This is a genomic window from Leptospira haakeii (assembly GCF_002812045.1).
Taxonomy (GTDB): domain Bacteria; phylum Spirochaetota; class Leptospiria; order Leptospirales; family Leptospiraceae; genus Leptospira_B; species Leptospira_B haakeii.
This window is the reverse complement of sequence record NZ_NPEG01000006.1, coordinates 43000-65229: the sequence shown is the minus strand read 5'-3', so window position 1 is coordinate 65229 and position 22230 is coordinate 43000. Positions and strand designations below refer to the sequence as shown.

Sequence of the window (22230 nt, the reverse complement as noted above, 5' to 3'; positions counted from 1 at the left end):
ATATAAAACAAGGTATTTTGAAAGAATGAAGATAGTGAAAAATTGGATCAAACCTTCTGTAGCTGTGGTTTTAACCGCAGGATACTTAGCGAGTTGTTCCCCGAATCAATCCAACTTAAGCGGTTTATTAGGCTTTTTAGCAGGTTCCGGCACTTCTAAACATATAGAAGAAACAGGCCCAGGAGCGGCTAAAATTGCAAGTGCAGGCGATTTATATACAGAACCTTCTTACGGAAAGGCCCTTTCATCTTCTAGCAAAGAAGCGATCACTCCTTTTCCAGCGGGTATCCCGGTTCCGGATTCTAAGAATGGCCATTATGCTTGTACTACTACCAAGTGGGGGGCTTCCGAAATTAGAAGTCTTGTTGATAGAGCAATTCTGAACCAAGGCTCAGAGGTGATTTATCCAGGTGCAGTATTGCAAGGTAAGTTTTTGGAAGCAGGAGGTTATACTCCGGTTACCATTCCAAGATCAGGTGGAAAAATTTTCCTTACTGGTTTAAAACTTTCTCCAAATGCGATCTACTCTAAGGAATTGCCTCAGGTTAGCGCATCTAATATCCAACAAGGGATCCAAGATATTCTATCTACAGATGTGGTAGGAACTGCAGCGGATGCTTCTTTCAGCGTTGAGCAAGTTTATAATGAAAATCATCTTTTATTCAATCTTGGATTGGATGCTCGTTTCTCTGATGTTGGTCTGAAAGTCAGCCTCGGAATAGATAATTTGGGTAAAAAGAACTATATTTTGATGAAGTTCACTCAGAAATTCTATGACGTAAACTTCGAAGATCCTACACTTTCTACTTCAGTTTTCAGAGATGGAGCCAATTTCCAAGATCCTGAAGGACAAATTGAGGCAAATAATCCACCATTATATGTTTCTAAAGTATCTTACGGAAGAGCGGTCTATTTCCTTTTGGAATCTGAATACACAGCTCTCCAAGTTAAAACAGCATTGGAAGTCGCTTGGGATCCAGGAATTCTTTCCGCGGTTTCTCCTGTTCCTCCGATCGGTGGCGAGGTTTCAGTAACTCACGAGCAGGTCTTAGACAGAACCAGAATTGCCTACTTCGTAAGAGGTGGAAATGCAGGTTTAGCTTTAGCTCCGATCAGCGCAGCTGACTCCGCGACTCCAGGAAGTATGTACCAAGCGATCCGAAATTTCTTAGCAAATCCGGAGGCTGCAAATTATTCAGCAGCTAACCCTGGAGTTCCAATCGCCTATACTTTAAACTATCTGAAAGACAGATCTGTAGCTAAGATGAGTTACACCACAGTGTACGACCAAAGGGATTGTGAGGCAACTTATTCCGAAAATCCTCAGGTATTCACTGCAAAACTTGGGAAAGTGGATGATAAGGTTCGTTTCCTAATGGACGGACAAGAGTTCTTTTCCACAAATCCGGAAGCGGATGTTTATACTGGACCGGAGATCAATTTGAATAATGCGATGAGTGTCGGCTCCGAGCATGAATTCACTGTGGAATTGTATAACTCGAATTGTTTCGGAACCGCTTTGGATATAGAACTAAAATTGAATGGAACAGTATTAAGAACCCGTAATCTAAGCAGAAGTATCAGTACTTGCGGAAAGCAGTTAACTTATAAATACAAGTTGAACAAGATTACCGGTGCTTGGTCCATTATAGAAGAGAACGAAACAGCAGAAATGTAATCACTATTAACCGATCTTTCAGGCTTCTTCTCTGCGCGGGGAAGAAGCCTTTTCTTTTTAATGAGTATGATTTTTGTGAAATTCCCAGGCGCTTGTTACTATATCTTCTATCTTTGCAAATTTAGGATCCCAACCTAAAACCTTTTTGGCTTTAGTATTATCCGCAATCAATTTAGCAGGATCTCCTTCTCTTCTGTGGCCGATCTTGTAAGGGATTTGAACTCCGGAGACCTTCTCCACGGTTTTAATAATTTCTAAAATAGAAAATCCTTGTCCCGTGCCTAAATTAAAGAAGTCAGAAACTCCACCTTTTTTCAGATATTCCAATCCTAGATGATGAGCCTGAGCTAAATCCATCACATGGATATAATCTCGGACTGCTGTCCCATCCGGAGTATCATAATCATTTCCGTTCACTGTAAGTGAATCCCTTCTTCCTAATGCTTTTTCGATCACGATAGGAAGTAAATGGGTTTCAGGATCATGCTCTTCTCCAATATCCAGATCGGAACCGGAAGCATTAAAGTAACGAAGTGCTACAAATTTTAGATCATATGCGTGAGAATAGTCCGTTAAAATTTTTTCGATCATCAGTTTGGATTGACCATAGGGATTGATCGGATCTTGGGGAGTCGTTTCTAAAATCGGAACTTCAGTAACCGCGCCATAAGTAGCACAGGTAGAAGAGAATATGAAGTAGTTAACCCCATGATTTCTCATCGCTTCCAAAAGTTGGAGAGTTCCCATCACATTATTAATGTAATATTTTTGGGGATCAGTAACCGATTCTCCCACATATGCTAATGCTGCAAAATGAATGACTGCTTCGAATTCGTGTTCTGAAAATACACGATCCAGGTCCGCTTTATTTAATAGATCTCCTTTAAAAAACTTCCCCCATTTAACTGCTTTCTCATGACCGTTAGAAAGGTTATCGAATACAACAGTTTCCAAGCCTAATTTATGGAGATATTTATTCATATGGGAGCCGATATATCCAGCTCCACCGGTGATCAGTATTTTTTTCATAAAGCTTTTACATGTATTTCAGGAGGATCGAAATTGTAAAAGGGAATTTGAATGCCTATTAAGTATCATCTCCCTTCTTAAAGGAAGAGCTAGTTAAAGATTCTTTCAGACTTATAAAGTCAGATAGAATAAAGATGATCGTAATAAAGGATAAAATTGCTTCGAAAATTACAAGGATCTCGGCTTCAGTACTTTCCGGGACAATCTTGATAATCCCAATATTCGTGAAGATCATTAAGCTAAAATATACAAATTTAAAACATAGAGAAGAATAATCTAAATTTAGGGGAATTCCTGAAAATGAACTCGTGTCCGTTTTATAAATACAAAGATAATCAAAACCGAAAGACAAAACGATTACGCTGATATTGAATGCTATGAACACTAGAAATTCATAGTATTTCAGATCTAATCCTGAAAATTCAGAGATCCTTCTGAAACCTTTTATAAAAAAGTAACAAGATTTAAAACCTGCGAGGGTTAATATAAGATATTTTATCTCCAGGCCTGAAAATTCAATTTCGTCCAGATAGATCAGAAGTATTCCCAAAGACAGAATAAATATATATTCTATAGATGTTTTGAATATAGTTTTGATGATATAACGATCAATTTTCATAATCACTTCAACTTCCGATATTACTGATATTTATCATTACGTTAGAATGAATCTCTGTCTGTCCAATCATTGACAAAGACTTAAAATAGAAGAATATTTTTAACAGAGATACAGTCAATAGGTGTTCATTATGAAATTTATAAATTCAAATTTTTGGGACAGAGCAATCAGGGTAATACTCGGAACTTCCTTGATTACCTGGGCATTTTATATAGAAGATTTGTATAAGCTGGCAATTTTTGCAGTCGGCTTTGTGATACTTGCAACTGGGATTGTGGGTTGTGTCCAATTTATACCTTATTCGGTTGGAATACGCGTACTCATTCTAAAAAATCTTAAACTTATAGGGTCTTAGAAAAATATTGCAAACGAGATCGGTTCTATACTAAATATATTCTATGCCCTCTACCAAGGAGATTGTTTATAAAGGTTTAAGTTTTCAGGAAGCCTCCGAACTTCTCCATAAGTTCGGACCAAACGAATCTAAACTAAGAAAAACATCTTTTTGGAGGACTACCCTTTCCATTCTTTCCGAACCAATGCTCTCTTTGTTATTGGCTTGCGGATTTATCTATGCGCTCTTAGGGGATTTAGAAGAAGCGATCACCCTTTCCATTGCGGTAATCGCGGTAATTTCTCTCACAATTTTTCAAAAGAATAAGTCTGAAAAAGCATTAGAATCTCTCAGAAAACTTTCTCCATTAAGAGCCAAGGTGATCAGAGCAGGAAAAAAGATGGAGATAGATTCTGCGTTCATCGTGCCCGGAGATCTGGTTTTTTTATCAGAAGGAGATAAGGTCCCTGCTGATGGATATTTAATAGATGGTTTAAATTTACATTCAGACGAATCTCTATTAACCGGAGAATCCATCCCGGTTTTAAAAGAAGAGACAAATCCAAACAACTTAGGACCTTATTCTGAATCCCAAAAACTTTATTCCGGAACAAAGGTAGTCTCAGGAGAGGGGATTTTTAAAGTATTATTCACCGGAGACTCCACTTCTATTGGGACAATCGGAAAAGAAATGGGAGAAATTTCCGAATCAGAAAGCCCTCTCCAAAAGGAAGCTAAAAGATTTACTACATTCTTCTTTTTAGGAGCCTTAGTAGTTGCTGTTTTTCTAATCTATGGTCTTGGAATACGAAATGGAAATTGGATGCAGTCTGTTTTGGCTGCACTTACATTTTTAATGGCAGTATTACCGGAAGAAATACCTGTCGTCCTTAGTATTTTCTTTTCCTTAGGAGCTTGGAGAATTTCCAAAAGTGGAGTTTTAACAAGAAAACTGAACTCCATTGAATCATTAGGAGCAGCAACAGTATTATGTGTGGATAAAACAGGAACTTTAACTGAAAACCAAATGAAAGTTAAAGGTCTGGTTTCTTCCGAAGAGAATAGTTTATTCGAATTTAAAACTCCGAATATTGCAGAAGAATTCCATTTACTTTTAAAATTTTCTATCCTTGCTTCAAAAAAAGATCCTTTCGACCCGATGGAAAAAGCAATCCGTGAATTAGGTATCAATCTTCTATACGATACGGAACATCTTCATGCAGACTGGACCTTAGAAAAGGAATATCCACTTTCTCCTAAACTACTTGCGCTCAGTTACGCATGGAATTCAGAAGAACCTGGAATATTTGTGATCGGAACCAAAGGTGCTCCAGAAGCGATTTTTGACTTATGCCATTTTTCGAAAGAAAGAACTAATAAATGGGAAAAGATCACAGAAAGTTATTCTTTGCAGGGATACAGAGCAATAGGGGTCGCAAGGTCCAGAATTGTAAATTCTTCTCTTCCAGAAAACCAACACGATTTAGAATTCGAATTTTTAGGACTGATCTTATTAGAAGATCCAATCCGAGAAACTGTGCCCTCTTCTGTTTCGGAATGTATACAAGCAGGGATCAGAGTTATTATCATCACGGGAGACCATGCAGGAACTGCAAAGGCGGTGGCTTATAAAATCGGATTAGAAGGTTATAAAGAGAGTATCACCGGAGATGAGTTAGAAAAACTTAACGAAGATGAATTGGAGTCTAAATTAGATACGGTAGGTATTTTTTCAAGGATCAAACCGGCACAGAAATTAAAGATAGTAAGGGCATTCCAAAGAAAAGGAGAAATAGTCGCCATGACGGGAGATGGAGTAAATGACGCTCTTGCTCTGCAAGCGGCTCATATAGGGATCTCCATGGGAAAAAGAGGAACAGATGTAGCAAGAGAAGCATCCGATCTTGTACTGCTCGATGATAATTTTTCCTCCATAGTAAAGTCGGTATTTTTAGGAAGAAGGATCTATGAGAATATACAAAAGAGTATTTCTTATATTCTATCCGTTCATATCCCTATCATAGGAATGTCTTTGCTTCCCGCTTTCACCGGTGATCCTATTTTCTTTTTTCCTGCACATATCTTAGTCTTAGAGCTGATTATAGATCCAACCTGTTCCATTGTTTTTGAGTCGTTGGATCTGGAAAAAGGAGATCGTTATTCCAGTCCAAGACGAAAAAGTTCTAGTTTAATAAGTTTCTCAGGATTTACTTTATCGTTTTCTCAAGGGGCCGGCGTTCTAGGAGTATTATTAGCATCTTATTTTTGGCTAAAACACCAAGGTCATAACGAAAATCAAATCAGATCTTTCGGTTTTATCTTTTTAGTCGTATCCAATTTCAGTTTAATGCTGACAAACTTGACTCATAAAGGAGGATTTATCTCCATTCTGAGATCTTTACATTCCAGCGTTTTCTGGATTTTCCTTTTAGCTGCAGCCGCGCTGATCTCAAGTTTCCAATTTGAATTCAGTCTTCGGTTATTCGGATTTGAAACAATACCTTCCGATTGGGTATTTTTCTCTATCGGATTAGGATTGGTATCCGGCCTTATTTGGGAAATCAGAAAGAACCGTTTTTTTGCTTGAGAACTCTATAAAGAAGACACAATCTACTTTTAGAATCCTCTTTTATGAACGTTGAGATATTTTTACCTAGTAAAGATTTACAACCGTATATTCGCCAATTCCTGATCATTGAGAGCGAACACGGAATGCAGAACAAAATTCTGCCTGGATCGTCTTTAGTCATTTCATTTAGGATCTCAGGAAAGATTGCTCACAAGTATAATGATCAAGAGAATGTTCTTCCGATGTCCGGGATCACCGGACTTAGACGTATACCTAGATTAATCGAATATTCTAAAAATGCCTCTACTTTATTAGTGATCTTTAAAGAAGGCGGAGCCGCAAATTTTATTAAAGAACCTCTTCATAACTTATTCGAACTGAATCTGTCTTTGGACAATTTGATCTCATCCAAGAAAATTTCGGAAATGGAAGAAAAACTTTTCAAAGCAAATACGAATCCGGAAAAAATCTCTATAGTGGAAAATTTCCTGATCTCGGAATGGACCGGATCTAAAGAGGACAATTTAATCTTAGATTCTATCCGAAAGATCAGAAAATCCAAAGGAAATCTGAAAATAGCGGATTTGCTGAAAGGAATGCCTATTAGTAGGGATTCCTATGAAAAAAGATTTAGGGAAACAATTGGGATAAGCCCCAAACAATTTTCCGTCCTGGTTAGAATGAGAAACTTTATAGATTCATATTCTTCTCAGACCAGTTTAACGGAAGCTGCACAAGATGCTGGATACTTTGACCAGGCCCATTTTATCAGAGAATTCAAAACTTTCACAGACACGACGCCGAAACAGTTTTTTAAACTATCCACACCTTACTGGTAGAATCCTGAATTTTTACAATTTTTGATCCTTTGGATAGAGTATTCTACTCTTAAGAAGGAGAGCAAAAATGCAAAAAGTATTGATCGATACGTTTATCGTACCCAAAAAATCAGAGTTAGAATTTTTCAATCGAGTTAAGGTAAATCGGAACTTGATTAAGAACCTTCCCGGCTTTATACAAGACTCGGCATATATTCGCGAGAATGGTAAGGACGAGATCCAATTTGTAACGATAGCAGTTTGGGAAAATGAAGAAGCAATTTTGAATGCAAAAAAGGAAGTGCTAACATCATATCAAAAAGAAGGTTTTGATATGCCTGGAATGTTAGAAAGACTTGGGATATCTATCGAGCGCGAGATTTTCGATCCATCGAAAACGTAAGATATATAGATTCAGAAGAACGGAAAATGGTTCTCAGCTCTTCTGAATATCAATCTTCAATTATTGATCTTATTTTTAATAGCTGGAACGGTTTGCAAATAAGCAAATATAGCGGAAAGATCTTCCTCGGTCATTCCTGCATACATAGTCCAAGGCATGATCGTTTGGAATTCACCCTTTTTTATTGAATGAGGTTTATATTTAGGAAGTTCCATGTTCTTAAATCTTTTAACAAACTGAGACTCCGTCCAATTCCCAAGTCCTGTTTCTTTATCGGGAGTAAGATTTGCAGAAACAATTTTAGTTCCGTTTCCTAAAGGAAATTCAAATCCACCGGCAAGTTCCATTCCAGCGACCGGTTTTCCCTTATCTTGTTTTGTATGACATTCAGTACAAGCGGCAGCAACAAATAGATATTTTCCGTAAGAAACCTTATCGCTTTTATCCGGAAGTTTTCCGAATTTTGCAGGATTAGGTATTGTTCTTAAGATCAAGTTAAATGGAAAATCAGGCGAAGAATTAGGATTTTTCTTTTCGATCGGTTCCAAACTTCTTAAATAAGAAATGATAGAAATTAGATCTTCTTTGTCCATCTGCCCATATGCAGGGTGAGGCATAACTGGAAATAAGGCATTTCCTTCCTTGTTAATTCCACTGGAAATCGCTCTTAAAATTTCCCCGTCTGTCCATTTACCTAATGCGCTTGGAGTAATATTCGGTGCAACAAAAGAGCCGGGGAATCCAAGCTTTTGATCAAAAACTTCTCCACCTTCTCCCAATGTTTTAGGGATCAATGGTCCGGAAAATTTAGACCATTCTCGAATGGAATGGCAATCCATACATGCAGATACATGGTTTGCTAGGTATTTTCCTCTTTGTATACGTTCAGGATTATTTCCTACAGAAATTTCCGGAGCCGGTTCTGCATTTGGAAATTTAAAATATAAAAATCCAATCACCGATATCGGTACAAGGATGATTAATACTCCAATAAGCTTCAAAATTCTTTTCATTCACAGTTCCTTTATTTTTTTAAATCAATCAACAGATTTATGACACTGTTATGATTACTTTACCAGCAGCGTGGCCTTGTTCAACGTATTGGATAGCTTGCGGAACTTCTTCCAATTTATATCGTTTATCAATTACCGATTTAATCTTACTTGATCCCATTAGTTCAGATAAAAAAATAAGATCCTTTTGATTCGGCTCGGAAGAAGCAGCAATAATCTTTTGTCTACCTGTTAGAGAAACGAAAGGTCCCAAAAGTAAGGCTTGGAATAATTGAGCAGATCCTCCTCCAGCCATTACATATCTTCCTTTTGGATTTAAAGCACTTTTATATTCTGAAAGAGAACGGTATCCATTCACGCCAACTATTAGGTCGTATTTTTTTCCGTTTTGGATAAAGTCTTCCTTGGTATAGTCAATTACCTGATCGGCTCCGAGTGACATTGCCTGCCCAATTTTAGAAGTGCTACAGACCGCTGTAACGTACGCCCCGAAATACTTTGCAAGCTGTATCGCAAATGTTCCAACACCTCCTGATGCTCCGTTTATCAGAACATTTTGCCCTGCTTCTATCTTACCGAAATCTCGGATAGAATGTAAAGCGGTCATTCCAGCCAAAGGTAAAGCAACTATATCATCGAAAGATATATTAGAAGGTTTTAAAACAAACTCATCTTCTTTACCACATTTGTATTCAGCAAAGGCGCCAAAGCCGCTTGCAAAAACATCTCCGAAAACTTCGTCACCAGGACGGAACTTAGTTATTCTCTTTCCTACTGCTTCCACAGTTCCGGCAACATCTGCGCCTAATATCGAAATTTTTTTAGGTTTGAAAAGGCCGGCGTAAAAGCGAACTAAAAAAGGATCCGCTTTCATCATGCGCCAATCAGCAGCATTCACGGAAGCGGTTTTGACTTTTAGAAGGACCTCATTTGCCTTTGGCGTAGGTTTTTGCACTTCTTTATATTGAAGTACATCAGAAGATCCATACTTCTCGTATATAATTGCTTTCATTAGATATATTTATACCCAGGAATCTATTGATTCGGACACAATGTAGAGAAAGAAATTGATAAGAGAATTTACCTCTTCTTAACTTCACCTTTGAGTTCTTCTTTTACGGTATCTCTAGTTGTATTAGATTTATTTTCTAATTTGATAGTATAATGGATCTGATACTTTGTAACTACAGGTTTCTCTTCGGAATGTTCCATGGACCAGCGAGTCACATCATTTTGGATAATTTTCGCTAGATTGTTAATCCTTGGAACTCTTGTATTAAAACGAATTGTTTCAACAGCGCCGGTATTTCCGTTTAGGATCACTAAGATGATCCCATCATCATTAAAATTGATCCTATTATATTTTACTAATTCTTCGCTGATAAGTGCGTCTCCGCCCTTATCCACTTTTCTGCGAATGTATTTAGAACCTCTGATCTGGCGAACCTGATAAGACTCGCTTGTAATATGCACTCTGAAATATTCAGCGCTGTCTTTAGATGGACCTTGGAAAGAAATAGGATCAGTAGTGCTGATCTTCACTTCTCTACCTTCTTCGTCTATGATGTCCTCGCTGTCTCCTGCCGGATTAGGAAGGACTTCTCCTTTAGGAGTTTCCGGAGTATGGGATGTCGGTCCTCCGGAGCTGATACAAGAAATAAATGATAAACAATATAGAACCGCAAAACCGGCTAAAAAAGTTCGGAAAACCGAAACACGAAACATTGGCTTCTCCTATCCAAGGAAATTTATTATTTTATGCGATATATTCCAACTATACCAAATATTGCAAGAATAGTGTGGCAAGCCCCAAGAAACAGAAGAAGCCAAAGGTATCCGTTGTCATCGTAACAAAAATGGAAGATGCGATCGCTGGATCTATTTTTAGAAGTTTTAGACCCATGGGAACGCAGGCACCTACCAAAGCAGCCACGATCAAATTCGCAAGCATAGCTAAAAATATAACAAATCCGAGCACAGGTTTACCGAAGAAAAAATAAACCGCGAGTCCGGTAATCGAGCCGATCGTGATCCCGTTTATTAATCCGATCAAACTTTCCTTTCGGAATGCAGTCGTCCAATTGGAAGCGCTCAAGTCCCCTGTAGCGATATTTCGGACTACCACAGTGATAGATTGTGTTCCAGCATTTCCGCCCATACCAGCTACTATAGGCATTAAAGCAGCCAGGAAAACCAAGGACTGGATTGTATCTTCAAAAAAAGAAACCATGGTAGAAGCAAGGGTTGCAGTTCCCAAATTAAATACCAACCATACCAGCCTTCTTCGGATAGAATCCCAGATAGAAGTGTTTAATCTCTCTTCTTCCGAAACCCCTGCCATCCTCAAGATGTCTTCAGAGGCTTCTTCCTGGACGATATCCAAAATATCGTCTACTGTGATCCTGCCGATGATTCGGTCCAGATCATCCACTACTGCCGCGGAAACTAAGTCGTATTTTCGGAATATACGGGCCACTTCTTCCTGGTCCGTATCATAATGAATGGAGAATACTTCTTCCTTTACGAGCCTACTCGCCTTTTGATTAAGAGGTGCGAGGAATAGATCTTTTAGTCTGATAAATCCTTTTAGGTGATTTTCCTCGTCAGTTACATAGAGAAGATAGATATCATCCGTCTCTTTAGCGACCCTTCTTAATTTGATGATGGCTTTTCGGACAGTGTCCGTCTCGTAGGCGGAAGCGAACTCAGTCGTCATCAAACGACCTGCGGTATATTCCCTAAAATTCAATTGTTTTCGGATCTGAGAAGAATCTTCCCTATCCAAGGAATTCAGAATTTCTTCCGCCTTGTCCTTTGGGATCTCGGAGATCAGATTTGTAACATCATCCGGCTCCAGATTTTCGACAATAGGAGAGATCTCCTTCATATTCAGACGGGATATTAAATCCGCCTGTAAATCCTCATCGAACTCGACTAGGATCTCGGACTGCTGTTCAGAATCACAAAGTTTAAATACGTAAAATGCCTCGTCTATATCCAGTTTTTCCAGGACTTCGGCGATATCGGCAGGGTGATTGGAAGAAGTAAAACTGAGTAGGAACTTATTGTCCTTTTGTTCTACCTTTTCTAGGAAGGAATCCATCCAGTCCGCAGATTGCGGGTTTGCCTTCAGGGAAGAAGTTTCCTTAGTGCTATTTGTTTCGTCCATGCGGCGTCCCTCCCCCTATGACAGAATCCTGATGGAATTTATCGGTTCAATGAATTTACTGATTTTTGGTACAAGAGTTTTTCATTTGACTGGGGGCTTGCAGCCTTAGAATAGAACCTAGTTTTCCTTATCTGACTATGAAACCTTTTTTTTTCCGACTTACTACCTTTCTTCTAATCCTATTTTCTTTGCCGATATTTTCGGACGCATTTTATTTCCCTTGGGAATACAATAAGCTCTATAATGAGAATGCAACTCTCAGAATCGAGTTAGACTCCCTCAGGCTCCGTTACAGAAACGAGACTGAAAACGCCAAAAAAGAAAAACTTAGCCTGGACGCCAGGATCCAGAATTTGGAAGAGCAACTCGCGGGCGAAAAATCCTTCCGAGAAAAAGACAGGGAACTTGCCGCAGAACTGATCCGTGCCCTTGAAAATCAAATCGCACTTCTAAAAGCAAAAAGTGGAAATAAAGAAAAAGAACTGATCGAAGAAAATGAAAAGCAGTCCAAAAAATACCAGGATCTGATCTCAGAATTAAAGTCCGAATTAGAAAAAGAAAGACTTGGCTGCATCCGCAGAATGGATGAACTCAAAAGGGAATACGAATCCAAAATTGCAACCTTAGAAGCAAGGATCAAAGAGTTAGAAGATAGTCTTTCTAAACTCAAAAACCTAAACGAGGACCAAAAAAGAGAATTAAATCGTCTGGCAGAACAGGCGAACGAACTCGAATCTAAACTTTCAGGTGAGATTGCTAAAGGACAGATCCGAGTAAAACGTTTTCATAATAGGCTCGTTATCAACATAGATGATCAAATCTCTTTCGATTCCGGCTCCGCAGATTTAAAAAAGCAGATCTTTCCTGCTTTGGATAAGATCAAAGAAATTTTGGTCAAATATCCAGGTAACCTAATTATTGTAGAAGGTCATACGGATAATATTCCAATACGTAACAAAAAGTTTAACGATAACTGGCAATTGTCTGCTGAAAGAGCTCTTTCTGTAGTTCGGTTTTTGTTAGATAATAAAAACCTAGACGCAAGGAATTTCTCCGTTGCAGGCTATGGGGAACACCAACCGATCGTTTCAAACGATACTCCTGAAAATCGTTCTTTGAATAGAAGAGTGGATATCGTTTTAGAACCTCAAAGCGGCAAGAGTCACTAAGGCTTCTTTCAACTTTGAAAAAAGATACTAATTCATCTTCTAATTTAGAACCTTTTGCGAGACAAGCAATCCTTCGTCCTAAAAGAAGGGATACATTAAGAAGTCTACTTTTTGCATTCTTTCTTTCTATAGGCATCTTTTCCTGGGAGATATTCGGTTCCGCTCAAAGCAAAAGTTTGGCACTTCTTGCTGACGCGGGACATGTAATCTCAGATTCATTTGCGTTTCTATTAAGTATATTTGCAGTTTTAGTCTCTGACAAAAAACCGAATGCTAAAATGAATTTCGGCTTCTTCCGGGTAGAAGTTTTTGCAGCATTTTTAAATTCAATTCTGATCTCTGGGATTTCGATTTTTATAATATATGAAGCTGTCCAGAGATTCCGCCATCAGGAAGAAATTGTTACCGAGTCCATGCTTGTTTTCAGTTTGGGGACTATCGGATTAAATCTGATCTCTGTTTGGCTTTTAAAAAGAATTTCATCAGACAATATCAATCTAAGAACCGCTTATCTTCATGTTTTGAATGATCTATTCGGTACAATCGCGGTTTTAGTGGGTGCAATCCTAATTCGTCTATTTGCTTGGACCTGGATTGATCCACTTCTCAGTTTGGTTCTTTCTATTTTTATCTTAAGAGCTGCAGCTGTGATCCTAAAAGAAAGTCTGATGATCCTTCTGGAGTCTTCTCCAACTTTCGATGAATGGGATCACTTAAAAAAGGATCTATTACAAATCAAAGGAGTGGATTCTCTTCTTTCTGCCCATACATGGACCCTGACTAAAGGGATCCATGCTTGCGCATTTAGGGTCCAAATCACTAAAGAATCCGATTCTAAGAAAATTCTAAAAGAAGCATACGAACTTTTGAGAGGAGAATGGAAATTCGAACAGATCTATCTACAATTAGAAGATCCTTCTACCACTCATACGATCGATGGGATTATCGCAAAAACTTTACACGATATCGATTCGGAAGAATGGGGACATCATCATCACACCCACGATCATCCGGCTCATCATCATTAGAGATTTCCGAACTTTCTCCAGCTTTTGGACTGCTTAAGTCTGTTCTTAATATAAACAGGACTCCTAGCTGGATGAATTGTGCAGAATAAGCCTAGATCAGGATATTCTTTCTTATAGTCGAAGTTCGGAATAGATTCTAAGATAGAAATACATTCATCTAGGATTGCTTCGTATCCGTAAGGATGATCTTCTTCTATTTTATAACTAGGATCCTTGTCTTTTTTGTCGGAGATCTCTAAACATTTCCCATATAGAAGTCCGCTTAGATCCCAGAGTTTTCCTAAAACGGAAAATCTTTCTCTGGATTCACTTCCTTGGCTTAAGTCGGAAACAATTTTACGAATGGCTCCGCAGAATAGGACCGCAGCTGATAACATTTCAGAAAGATGGATATCAGCTCCCAGTTTAGTATAATCTTCTATAAAATGATAATGAGAAGGTATTTTGAAATTTTCACCGGTGATCTTGCAATGAGTTGCTTCTCTGGCAACATCCAGATACACTTCCTCGATTTTTAGACCCGGAAAATCTCTGGGAATAAAAAAGACCCCGAAACGATTTAGATCTTCTTCCTTGGCTACGACTAGATAACCTTCTGCATCAGCGCCGTTAGTTACAAATCCTTTATGAAAATTTAATTCTATTTCTCCATTTGGAAGAACCTTTGCGGTAGATTTCAGATTGGTGAGTTTTCCCATCCATCCTGGTTCACTCACTCCAAGCCCTAAAATCCCGAGACCGCTTACTAACCTGTCTTGTAGTTCGGATGCTAATTTCCTGGCTTCTTCCTTGATAGAGGCGCCTTCTTCGGAACCGATTACTAATTTTAGGATTTTTCCGGCCACATTTGTTTGGGCCATCAACCCTACCCCCACCCCTATACCATGAGGGAAAGAAGGGATTAATATTAACTTTTCGTGAAATGATCTGAACCCACCGTCTTTTAGTGCATTTAATAATCCTGCCTTTGCTATGTCCGGCAAAGAAGATTTGTAAACGGATCTAAATTCTCCCGGAGGAAAGGAAGAAAGTTTTTCTCTTAATTCTTTCATCATTTGAGGATGTGCTAACCCGCCTTCTTCCCTGGATTTCCTAGAACTTTTTTCAGATATTGACCTGTAAAAGATTCTTTGACCTTTGCGACCTCTGCCGGAGTTCCTTCAGCGATAATTTTTCCGCCACCGTCTCCTCCTTCCGGTCCTAAATCTATGATCCAATCCGCTTGTTTGATTACATCCAAATTGTGTTCAATGACTATCATGGAATTTCCACGGTCTACAAGTGTATGCAAAACAGTCATCAAATGTCTAACATCTTCAAAATGAAGTCCCGTAGTTGGTTCATCTAGGATATATAATGTTTTTCCTGTAGGTCTTTTGGATAGTTCAGTTGCAAGTTTTATCCTTTGTGCTTCTCCGCCAGAGAATGTAGTAGCGGGCTGGCCCAACTTAATATAGCCTAGACCAACTTCGTCCAAGGTCTCGAGTTTCCTTTTTAAGGCTGGGATATTCTCAAAGAATGGAATAGAATCCTCAACTGTCATTTCCAGGATCTCGTAGATATTTTTACCTTTATAACGTACTTCTAATGTTTCTTGGTTATAACGTTTTCCTTTACAAACATCACAGGTTACATACACGTCCGGAAGGAAGTGCATCTCAATTTTTAAGATACCATCTCCCTCACAGGTTTCGCATCTGCCTCCGCTCACATTAAAACTAAATCTTCCTGGGTTATAACCTCTGAGTTTAGATTCCTCCAACTGAGCGAACATATCACGTACTACAGTGAAAAGTCCCGTATAGGTCGCAGGATTAGATCTTGGGGTCCTTCCGATCGGGGACTGATCTATATTGATGATTTTATCTATTTCTTCCAGACCGGTGATCTTCTCATGTTTTCCCCAGACGGTTCTCATTTTCATTACTTTATGAGCCGCTGCGTTGTATAAGATATCGTTGATCAAAGTGGATTTTCCCGAACCGGAAACACCTGTTACTACGATCAGTTTTCCAAGTGGGATCTCAACACTTACGTTTTTAAGATTATTCTCTTTTGCGTTTACGATCTTAAGTTTTTTCCCATTTCCTGGTCGTACAGTTTTAGGAACCGGAATAAATTCTTTTCCGGATAAAAACCTACCTGTAAGTGAGTTTTTGTTTTTAGAAACTTCTTCAGGGGTTCCGGAACAAACAATTGTTCCACCGTGAACACCAGCGCCCGGTCCCATATCAATGAGCCAGTCGGCTTCTTCCATAGTTTCCTGGTCATGTTCTACTACTAAAACGGTATTCCCTAGATCTCTCAGTTCTTTAAGAGTATTGACTAATTTTGTATTATCTCTTTGGTGAAGACCGATAGAAGGTTCATCTAAAATATATAATACACCTTGCAGCCTGGATCCGATTTGGGTAGCAAGTCTAATCCTTTGAGCTTCTCCACCGGAAAGAGTCCCGGCAGCACGCTCTAAACTTAAGTATCCAACACCAACATCATTCAAGAATGTAAGTCTTTGTTGGATTTCCTTTAAGATTGGTCTTGCAATTACCTCTTCACTTCCTTTAGGTTTCATTGATTTTACGAAGTCCAAACCCTTCTCCACGCTGAATGCGGAAAATTTATCGATAGTTAAACCGTTTACCTCCACATGAAGGCTTACAGGTTTTAGGCGTTTTCCTTCGCAGGCAGGGCAATGATGATTCGTCATATATGCTTCGAGTTGCTGACGTCTTGCCTCTGAACCTTCTTTATATCTTCTTTTTAAATTTGGGATCACACCTTCGAATTCTCTACTGAACTCATAGTGGGATTTTTCATTTCTGAAATCGTAATCTATTTTTAGATTTTTGTCCCCGTAAAGGATCGTATCCCTAACTTTTTTAGGAAGATCCTTCCAAGGAATATTATAATCGAATTTTAATTTTTTAGCCAAAGAGTGAACTGTAGTTAAAAACCAATAACTATTACTCTTAGCTCCTGCCCAAGCTTCGATACAACCTTCGACTAGAGATAGTTCCGAATCTGTAATTAAAAGATCTTCGTCGAATTCTAAAAGGCTTCCTAACCCGTCACAGGTCTCACATGCACCAAACGGAGAGTTAAAAGAAAATAATCTAGGAGAAAGTTCAGGTAAAGATTCTTCCGGGTGATTCGGACAGGAAAGTTTTTGGGAGAATGTATGGTCCTTCTTCCCGTCGTCCATGAGAAGAATTCCCTCAGATTGTTTAAGAGCTGTTTCGACGGAGTCAGTTAAACGAGAACGTATTCCGTCCTTGATCACAAGTCGATCTACTACTATCTCAATCGTTGCCTTAAAACTTTTTTTAAGAATGATCTCTTCGTCTAAAGTTTTGATCTCACCGTTCAGGCGAATTCTATTAAAGCCGTCTTTTCTGATCTTCTCCAGAACATCCTTATGCTCTCCCTTCTTCCCGGAAACTATAGGAGCTAAAATTTGTATTTTAGTTCCTTCCGGAAAATTTAGTATCCTTTCCGTGATTTGATCGATGGAAAGAGATTGGATTGGAGTTCCACAAATAGGACAATGAGGTTTCCCCACTCTCGCGTATAGAAGACGCAGATAATCATAGATCTCTGTTACAGTTCCTACAGTGGATCTTGGGTTACGATGTGTGGTTTTTTGCTCTATAGAAATTGCAGGAGAAAGTCCTTCGATCAGATCCAGGTCCGGTTTTTCCATCTGACCCAAAAATTGCCTAGCGTAAGCAGAGAGACTTTCAACATATCTTCTCTGTCCTTCCGCATAGATAGTATCGAAAGCAAGAGAAGATTTACCGGAACCTGAAAGCCCGGTAATGACCACGAGTTTATCCCGTGGAATATCCACATTGATATTCTTAAGATTATGCTCCCGAGCTCCTCGGATGCGGATATGATCCAAACGAATAACCCTCTCTTAGGTTTCAGATAAATTCTGCAAAGCCAGGCTGAAAAGCGGTTTTCCTTCCGTAATTTTACGTTTTCCGGAATAAATGTCCGTTTTACTTTGGTCGCCAAAAGGAATTTCCAATGTTTAGAATTCTATTCTCTCTTGTATTTTTGCCGATCCGGATTTTGTTCCAAGGATTTAGGATCTTGTCCTGGATCATCCGCAAGGGAGATCATTTCTATTTAGAAATTCCTTCTTCATTCTCCTTTGATAAAAAATCTTTTTTTGTCAAACTATTGGTCCCGAAAGAAGAAGCTCCTTTCTTGGTAGATTTTTTACTAGGATTAAAGGCCTTAACAAAGGTCCCAGGTTTGAAAAAAGTTTCTTTCCATATTTCCAATCCAGAGTATGGATTCGGAGAAGTTTGGAATATTTGTGAAGCAATCCAGATATTAAACGAAAAAGGAATTGAGACTTCCGGTTTTTGTTTAGGTGGAGGAACTAAAGCATTACTATTACTTTCTCAGTGCAAAAAAAGATACTCTTCTTCTGCCTCCGAATTTTTTCCTATACTTCCTTCCGCAGAACCTTATTTTTTCGGAGGTGCGGCTAAAAAGTTCGGTGTAGGCGTAGAAGCTTATGCAAGTGGTGCATTCAAATCATTCGGAGAAACATTCCAAAGAACATCTTTCTCCGCTCCTGCTCGAAAAAACTTAGAAGCTTTACTCACTGATTATAAAGAACTACTTTCAACGGGGTTTAAGAATTCTTCAAACTTAGATCTGAAAGTATTAGAAGAGCCAATCATCAGTTCTGAAAAATTAAAAAAGATCGGCTTTATCACAGAATTTGTAGAAGAAGACGAGTTTGAAGAAAATTATCTATTCGAAAATTATATAAAAGAGAAGGAAACGGATAAGCCTAAATATAGAAAACTAAGCTCTAAAGGTTTCAAACTATATCATAAAAAATCCAATTTTACTCTTATCTCCAAATCAATTCCGATAGTTGCAGTTCTGCCGGTACAGGGAAATATTCTACCCGATTTAGGAAGAGAAGAAGATTTCAGATCCAGACAAGTTTCTTTCAGATACTACCAAGAAATTTTTAAAGATTTAAAAGAAGATCCAAAGGTGGCAGCAGTCGTATTGGAAATGAACTCACCAGGAGGAAGCGCACTCGTTTCCGAACTTCTTTACAGAGAGATCAAAAAACTTGCGAAAGAAAAACCTGTTATCACATATGTATTGAATGTCGCCGCTTCCGGTGGTTATTATCTATCCTGTGCCACTCAAAAAATCCATGGAACACCTTATTCTATTGTTGGTTCCATTGGTGCAGTGATGATGAGATTCGAATTAAAAAAGCTCTACGATAAATTCGGAGTCCAAAAAGAAAGAATAGGATTTTACCCACATAGAGATATTCTTTCCGAATACGGAAAACTTTCTCCTAAGTCGGAACAATTTTTAAGAAAAGAAGTATTAAGATCCAGGGATTTATTCTATAACCGAGTGATAGAATCTAGAAAAACCAGTTTCCAAGAATTAGAAAAAAGTTATGGAGAAGGTCGTATTTTCTCTGGAGAAACCTTCCGCAAATCCGGTTTTCTGGATTCTTGTGATTCCTTCTTAGATATATTGCAGGATCTGAAAGAAGAACTCAAATCCAAGAAGATAGATGTGCGTTATTTACCTGGGACCTATAGCTGGAAGGATCTAGTACAGGATCTAAAACCCGGAATGCAGTTTTCTAAATTTTCTTTCTTTTCTAAGTTAAACGCGGAGAAAAAACAAAATCCGTTGGAAGTCCTACATCTTTCCGAGATTGCACAAGAATTATCTAAGATATAATTCTAATCTTGCGCCTTCAGAATCCTATTTAAGAGCGCTTCTTTACCGGAGGCGTTTGCAGGCGGAAAGCAGAAAATTTTAGAAATTCCTAATCGATCACAATCTCTAAAGAATGAGTATAAATTTTTCATATACTCTGAGTTGTTTCTCAGATCCAGAGCAAATTTCCAACCTCTTGTAAGACTTATTCCTATGGCAGCAGATTCTCTATCTGGAGTTTGGTTTTCTGTGAATATTACCTTTGCCTTAGGAGAATAATGTTTATATTTTACTCCAGGACTAGAAGGAGTTTCTCCTTCTTTCAATTCACTATAATCTTCTAGATCAGGAACATGTTTTTGTAATTCTTCCCAGCCAAAATATCCAGGCCGAAGAATTTTAGGTGGAGAAATTGAAAAATCCACAACAGTGGATTCTAAACCTATCTCAGGTTCCGGTCCTTTTAAGATCAGATCCACTAATCCATCAAACTCGGAGATCGCATCATCTAATCTTGTGATAGAAGGTTGTCCTGAAAGATTTGCAGAAGGAGCGGAAACTGGTCCTCCAAAATAAGAAAGCATTTCTAAAGTTTTTGGATTAGAAGGAACTCTTACTGCAATCGTAGTCAGTCCCGTGGAAAAAACAGACTTATCTATCTTCTTTAAAACTAAACTTAAGGCCCCAGGCATACATTGCCTGATCAGGATCCTTGCACTCTCTGGAACTTCTCCAATGTCCGGAATGAGAGCCGGATTTCCCAAATGAACAATTAGAGGATTGTCCGCAGGACGATTTTTAATTTTATAAATTTCTAAACAAGAGGAAAGATTCCGAGAATCCGCACCGAGACCATAAACTGTCTCGGTGGGAAATAAAACGATCCCCCCCTCTTTCAGAACTTTAGCTGCGAGAGAAGGATCTTCTGTGATGATTGTAACTTTATTTTTTGACAAGATCCTGTGTGTTCTTAGCTTCTTCCTGACCTTCTTCCGGAGGCGCCTGTTTTACATCAGGGTTCGGAGTTTCAGGCATTTTTTTTGCCTTTGGAACAGGTGGAAGTTTATTAGTCACAAGTAATTCTAAATAATCGTTGATACCCGGATCATTATCAGATAATAGCTGCCAGAAAGAGAATCCACCAATATCATAAGATCTTAATAGAGTCATTTTTTCTTCGAAAGCTTTTCTGTTCATGAAGAATGCAACACGATCACAACCTTCCGACTTATACCAGATACTTGGATCTTCGTAGGTTTTACCTTGGTGAACCCAGCTAAACTTGGAAAGATTTGTCCACGAATCCGAATTCTTATTATCTGCTAACACTTGGGTGATATTTGTAGGTTGTTTGGTCACACCTAATTGTTGGCGCTTTAATGCATCTGACCAATATACAGCCTTGATCTTTGCATTACAATTTAGAGCCCAATCATATCCGTAAGTTGGGATTGCCATATACAATTTTTTAGAAGGAACTCTTTCTTTTGCATAAGTGATGATATTTCTGATCCAAACGTTTGGAGCTTGAGGTCCAGGTCCTGGGTTTCTATACTTACGAGGATGAAGTTCGTAAGCCATAACCTTTACACGATCCGCATGTTTTGCTAAGAAGGCGTAATCGTGTGTCATTGGACCTCTCCAATTCTCAGCAAAATCCATATTAATTTTTTCTTTTAAACCCTTACATACTTTTAGGCCGGTTTTTTTAGCGGCAGTTTTAGGGTGAACAGCTACAGAAAGAAGTTTGCCACGTTTGTGGATTTCTTTGGAAAGAATAACAATGAATTCTTCGAACTTCTCTTTTTTCTCGCAGCTCATTCCTTCATAATCTATATCAATACCGTCAAAACCGTAAGTATCTACTTCGTATAGAATATTCTGGATATGTTTGTCTCTGATATCATTACGTCCGTTCAGACCGATATTCTCAGAGATCTTTTCATTCTTATTTTCCCAACGGAAAATAGTAGGAATGATCTTAACTTTTGGATTTAAAGATCTAAGTTCTGCAACACGTGCGTGTTTTTGAGCGGATCCCCAAAGAGAATAAAGATCTCCGTTATTAGTCTCTCTTCCTTTAAATCCATAGATAAATGGATGGATCTCATTATATAGATGAACTGTACGTTTCATCGCCTCGTAATCTGAAAACCAGGTAGACGCTCTAAAAGCAGGATCTTCTTCAATTTCAGACGCTGAAGAACTAACGGTGCTTGAAGTCCCGTCTGATTCGGAAGAAATACTGTTGGAATTCCACCATTTCTTCCAAGATTCCCAGGCCCCATCTGTAGGAGCAAGGTCAGATTTGAGAGTAGTATTTTGGAATGCTACCTGTTCTGTTCCAGTTTGGGCAGAAGCAGTTTTAGGATCCGCCTTTAGGGCTTGGAGTCCTAGATAAAAAGAAATTCCGGAAAGCAAAAACCAAGTCAGGCTCACTAGGCTTGTTTGCCAGAGAGGCTGCTTTTTAGCTTGGTATGGGACTGGGCGGATCAAGTCCTCTGGGGTGTAAGGTTCATCGTTTGGATTCATTTGAGCTCTATATATTTATCGAATCGCGGGGGCCAAAAGTAAAGCACCGACTGTCTTCCAGTGATTTATAGTTGATCTGTCTGTCAAACGTTTGTAGGAATCCTATCTGTTCTTTGATTGACAGAGACTTAATTCGCAAGATTTTTCC

At 38.7% G+C, this 22230-nt stretch carries 18 protein-coding genes; 8 read left to right on the top strand and 10 right to left on the bottom strand.

Annotated features, from left to right (window positions below):
- The first annotated feature begins 25 nt into the window (after window positions 1-25).
- On the top strand, window positions 26-1678 hold the full coding sequence (locus tag CH377_RS11415; protein ID WP_100723933.1) for a thiol-activated cytolysin family protein: 1653 nt from the start codon (window positions 26-28) through the stop codon (window positions 1676-1678).
- 57 nt (window positions 1679-1735) lie between these two features.
- On the opposite strand, the gene galE is transcribed toward CH377_RS11415, so the two are convergent.
- Window positions 1736-2707 (bottom strand): UDP-glucose 4-epimerase GalE, encoded by a 972-nt coding sequence (gene galE / locus CH377_RS11410; RefSeq protein WP_100723932.1) that lies wholly within the window; start codon window positions 2705-2707, stop codon window positions 1736-1738.
- A gap of 58 nt (window positions 2708-2765) precedes the next feature.
- Window positions 2766-3326: an ion transporter gene (locus CH377_RS11405; RefSeq protein WP_100723931.1), complete on the bottom strand. Its 561-nt coding sequence runs from the start codon at window positions 3324-3326 to the stop codon at window positions 2766-2768.
- Between the two features lie 130 nt (window positions 3327-3456).
- Here CH377_RS11405 and CH377_RS11400 point away from each other — a divergent pair, with 130 nt between their 5' ends.
- The 4 genes from CH377_RS11400 (at window position 3457) to CH377_RS11385 (ending at window position 7450) form a co-directional block, all read left to right on the top strand.
- On the top strand, window positions 3457-3681 hold the full coding sequence (locus CH377_RS11400; RefSeq protein ID WP_243402114.1) for a YgaP-like transmembrane domain: 225 nt from the start codon (window positions 3457-3459) through the stop codon (window positions 3679-3681).
- 43 nt (window positions 3682-3724) lie between these two features.
- Window positions 3725-6247, top strand: coding sequence for a cation-translocating P-type ATPase (locus CH377_RS11395; protein WP_100723930.1), 2523 nt, complete (start codon window positions 3725-3727; stop codon window positions 6245-6247).
- Window positions 6248-6291: 44 nt separating this feature from the next.
- Window positions 6292-7068 carry a helix-turn-helix domain-containing protein gene (locus tag CH377_RS11390; protein ID WP_100723929.1) on the top strand — a complete coding sequence of 259 codons (777 nt, stop codon included), beginning with the start codon at window positions 6292-6294 and terminating at the stop codon, window positions 7066-7068.
- 67 nt (window positions 7069-7135) lie between these two features.
- Complete coding sequence (locus CH377_RS11385) at window positions 7136-7450, top strand: antibiotic biosynthesis monooxygenase family protein (protein ID WP_100723928.1); 315 nt, start codon at window positions 7136-7138, stop codon at window positions 7448-7450.
- A gap of 56 nt (window positions 7451-7506) precedes the next feature.
- On the opposite strand, the gene CH377_RS11380 is transcribed toward CH377_RS11385, so the two are convergent.
- The 4 genes from CH377_RS11380 to mgtE all read right to left on the bottom strand — a co-directional run bounded on the left by CH377_RS11380 (window position 7507) and on the right by mgtE (window position 11632).
- A complete protein-coding gene (locus CH377_RS11380) occupies window positions 7507-8463 on the bottom strand; it encodes a cytochrome c (RefSeq protein ID WP_100723927.1) in 957 nt (318 codons plus the stop codon).
- Window positions 8464-8500: 37 nt separating this feature from the next.
- On the bottom strand, window positions 8501-9475 hold the full coding sequence (locus CH377_RS11375; RefSeq protein ID WP_100723926.1) for an NAD(P)-dependent alcohol dehydrogenase: 975 nt from the start codon (window positions 9473-9475) through the stop codon (window positions 8501-8503).
- A gap of 68 nt (window positions 9476-9543) precedes the next feature.
- The gene (locus CH377_RS11370; RefSeq protein ID WP_100723925.1) at window positions 9544-10188 is read right to left on the bottom strand and encodes an LA_2219 family laminin/E-cadherin/plasminogen-binding protein; all 645 of its coding nucleotides are present in this window, start codon (window positions 10186-10188) and stop codon (window positions 9544-9546) included.
- 49 nt (window positions 10189-10237) lie between these two features.
- On the bottom strand, window positions 10238-11632 hold the full coding sequence (gene mgtE / locus CH377_RS11365) for a magnesium transporter (protein ID WP_100723924.1): 1395 nt from the start codon (window positions 11630-11632) through the stop codon (window positions 10238-10240).
- A gap of 137 nt (window positions 11633-11769) precedes the next feature.
- Here mgtE and CH377_RS11360 point away from each other — a divergent pair, with 137 nt between their 5' ends.
- Window positions 11770-12801, top strand: a complete 1032-nt coding sequence (locus tag CH377_RS11360; RefSeq protein WP_100723923.1) for an OmpA family protein — start codon at window positions 11770-11772, stop codon at window positions 12799-12801.
- Between the two features lie 14 nt (window positions 12802-12815).
- On the top strand, window positions 12816-13829 hold the full coding sequence (locus CH377_RS11355) for a cation diffusion facilitator family transporter (protein ID WP_100723922.1): 1014 nt from the start codon (window positions 12816-12818) through the stop codon (window positions 13827-13829).
- Here CH377_RS11355 and CH377_RS11350 read toward each other — a convergent pair.
- Together CH377_RS11350 and uvrA are read right to left on the bottom strand one after the other, a co-directional pair.
- Window positions 13826-14884, bottom strand: a complete 1059-nt coding sequence (locus tag CH377_RS11350; RefSeq protein WP_100723921.1) for an acyl-CoA dehydrogenase family protein — start codon at window positions 14882-14884, stop codon at window positions 13826-13828. The genes CH377_RS11355 and CH377_RS11350 overlap by 4 nt on opposite strands.
- Window positions 14885-14895: 11 nt before the next feature.
- Entirely contained in the window at window positions 14896-17730 is a 2835-nt protein-coding gene (gene uvrA / locus CH377_RS11345) for an excinuclease ABC subunit UvrA (RefSeq protein ID WP_100723920.1), read from the bottom strand.
- Window positions 17731-17858: 128 nt separating this feature from the next.
- Here uvrA and CH377_RS11340 point away from each other — a divergent pair, with 128 nt between their 5' ends.
- Window positions 17859-19571, top strand: a complete 1713-nt coding sequence (locus CH377_RS11340) for a S49 family peptidase (RefSeq protein WP_100723919.1) — start codon at window positions 17859-17861, stop codon at window positions 19569-19571.
- A 2-nt stretch (window positions 19572-19573) separates the two neighbouring features.
- On the opposite strand, the gene CH377_RS11335 is transcribed toward CH377_RS11340, so the two are convergent.
- Both CH377_RS11335 and CH377_RS11330 read right to left on the bottom strand, forming a co-directional pair.
- On the bottom strand, window positions 19574-20506 hold the full coding sequence (locus tag CH377_RS11335; protein ID WP_100723918.1) for an L-threonylcarbamoyladenylate synthase: 933 nt from the start codon (window positions 20504-20506) through the stop codon (window positions 19574-19576).
- Window positions 20493-22082, bottom strand: a complete 1590-nt coding sequence (locus tag CH377_RS11330; RefSeq protein WP_100723917.1) for a glycosyl hydrolase family 18 protein — start codon at window positions 22080-22082, stop codon at window positions 20493-20495. The genes CH377_RS11335 and CH377_RS11330 overlap by 14 nt, the downstream gene beginning before the upstream one ends.
- Between the last annotated feature and the right edge of the window lie 148 nt (window positions 22083-22230).

Coding starts and splice junctions, on each gene's coding strand:
- CH377_RS11415 (WP_100723933.1), top strand. CDS start 26: ATGAAGATAGTGAAAAATTGGATCAAACCTTCTGTAGCTGTGGTTTTA.
- galE (WP_100723932.1), bottom strand. CDS start 2,707: ATGAAAAAAATACTGATCACCGGTGGAGCTGGATATATCGGCTCCCAT.
- CH377_RS11405 (WP_100723931.1), bottom strand. CDS start 3,326: ATGAAAATTGATCGTTATATCATCAAAACTATATTCAAAACATCTATA.
- CH377_RS11400 (WP_243402114.1), top strand. CDS start 3,457: ATGAAATTTATAAATTCAAATTTTTGGGACAGAGCAATCAGGGTAATA.
- CH377_RS11395 (WP_100723930.1), top strand. CDS start 3,725: ATGCCCTCTACCAAGGAGATTGTTTATAAAGGTTTAAGTTTTCAGGAA.
- CH377_RS11390 (WP_100723929.1), top strand. CDS start 6,292: ATGAACGTTGAGATATTTTTACCTAGTAAAGATTTACAACCGTATATT.
- CH377_RS11385 (WP_100723928.1), top strand. CDS start 7,136: ATGCAAAAAGTATTGATCGATACGTTTATCGTACCCAAAAAATCAGAG.
- CH377_RS11380 (WP_100723927.1), bottom strand. CDS start 8,463: ATGAAAAGAATTTTGAAGCTTATTGGAGTATTAATCATCCTTGTACCG.
- CH377_RS11375 (WP_100723926.1), bottom strand. CDS start 9,475: ATGAAAGCAATTATATACGAGAAGTATGGATCTTCTGATGTACTTCAA.
- CH377_RS11370 (WP_100723925.1), bottom strand. CDS start 10,188: ATGTTTCGTGTTTCGGTTTTCCGAACTTTTTTAGCCGGTTTTGCGGTT.
- mgtE (WP_100723924.1), bottom strand. CDS start 11,632: ATGGACGAAACAAATAGCACTAAGGAAACTTCTTCCCTGAAGGCAAAC.
- CH377_RS11360 (WP_100723923.1), top strand. CDS start 11,770: ATGAAACCTTTTTTTTTCCGACTTACTACCTTTCTTCTAATCCTATTT.
- CH377_RS11350 (WP_100723921.1), bottom strand. CDS start 14,884: ATGATGAAAGAATTAAGAGAAAAACTTTCTTCCTTTCCTCCGGGAGAA.
- CH377_RS11340 (WP_100723919.1), top strand. CDS start 17,859: ATGTTTAGAATTCTATTCTCTCTTGTATTTTTGCCGATCCGGATTTTG.
- CH377_RS11330 (WP_100723917.1), bottom strand. CDS start 22,082: ATGAATCCAAACGATGAACCTTACACCCCAGAGGACTTGATCCGCCCA.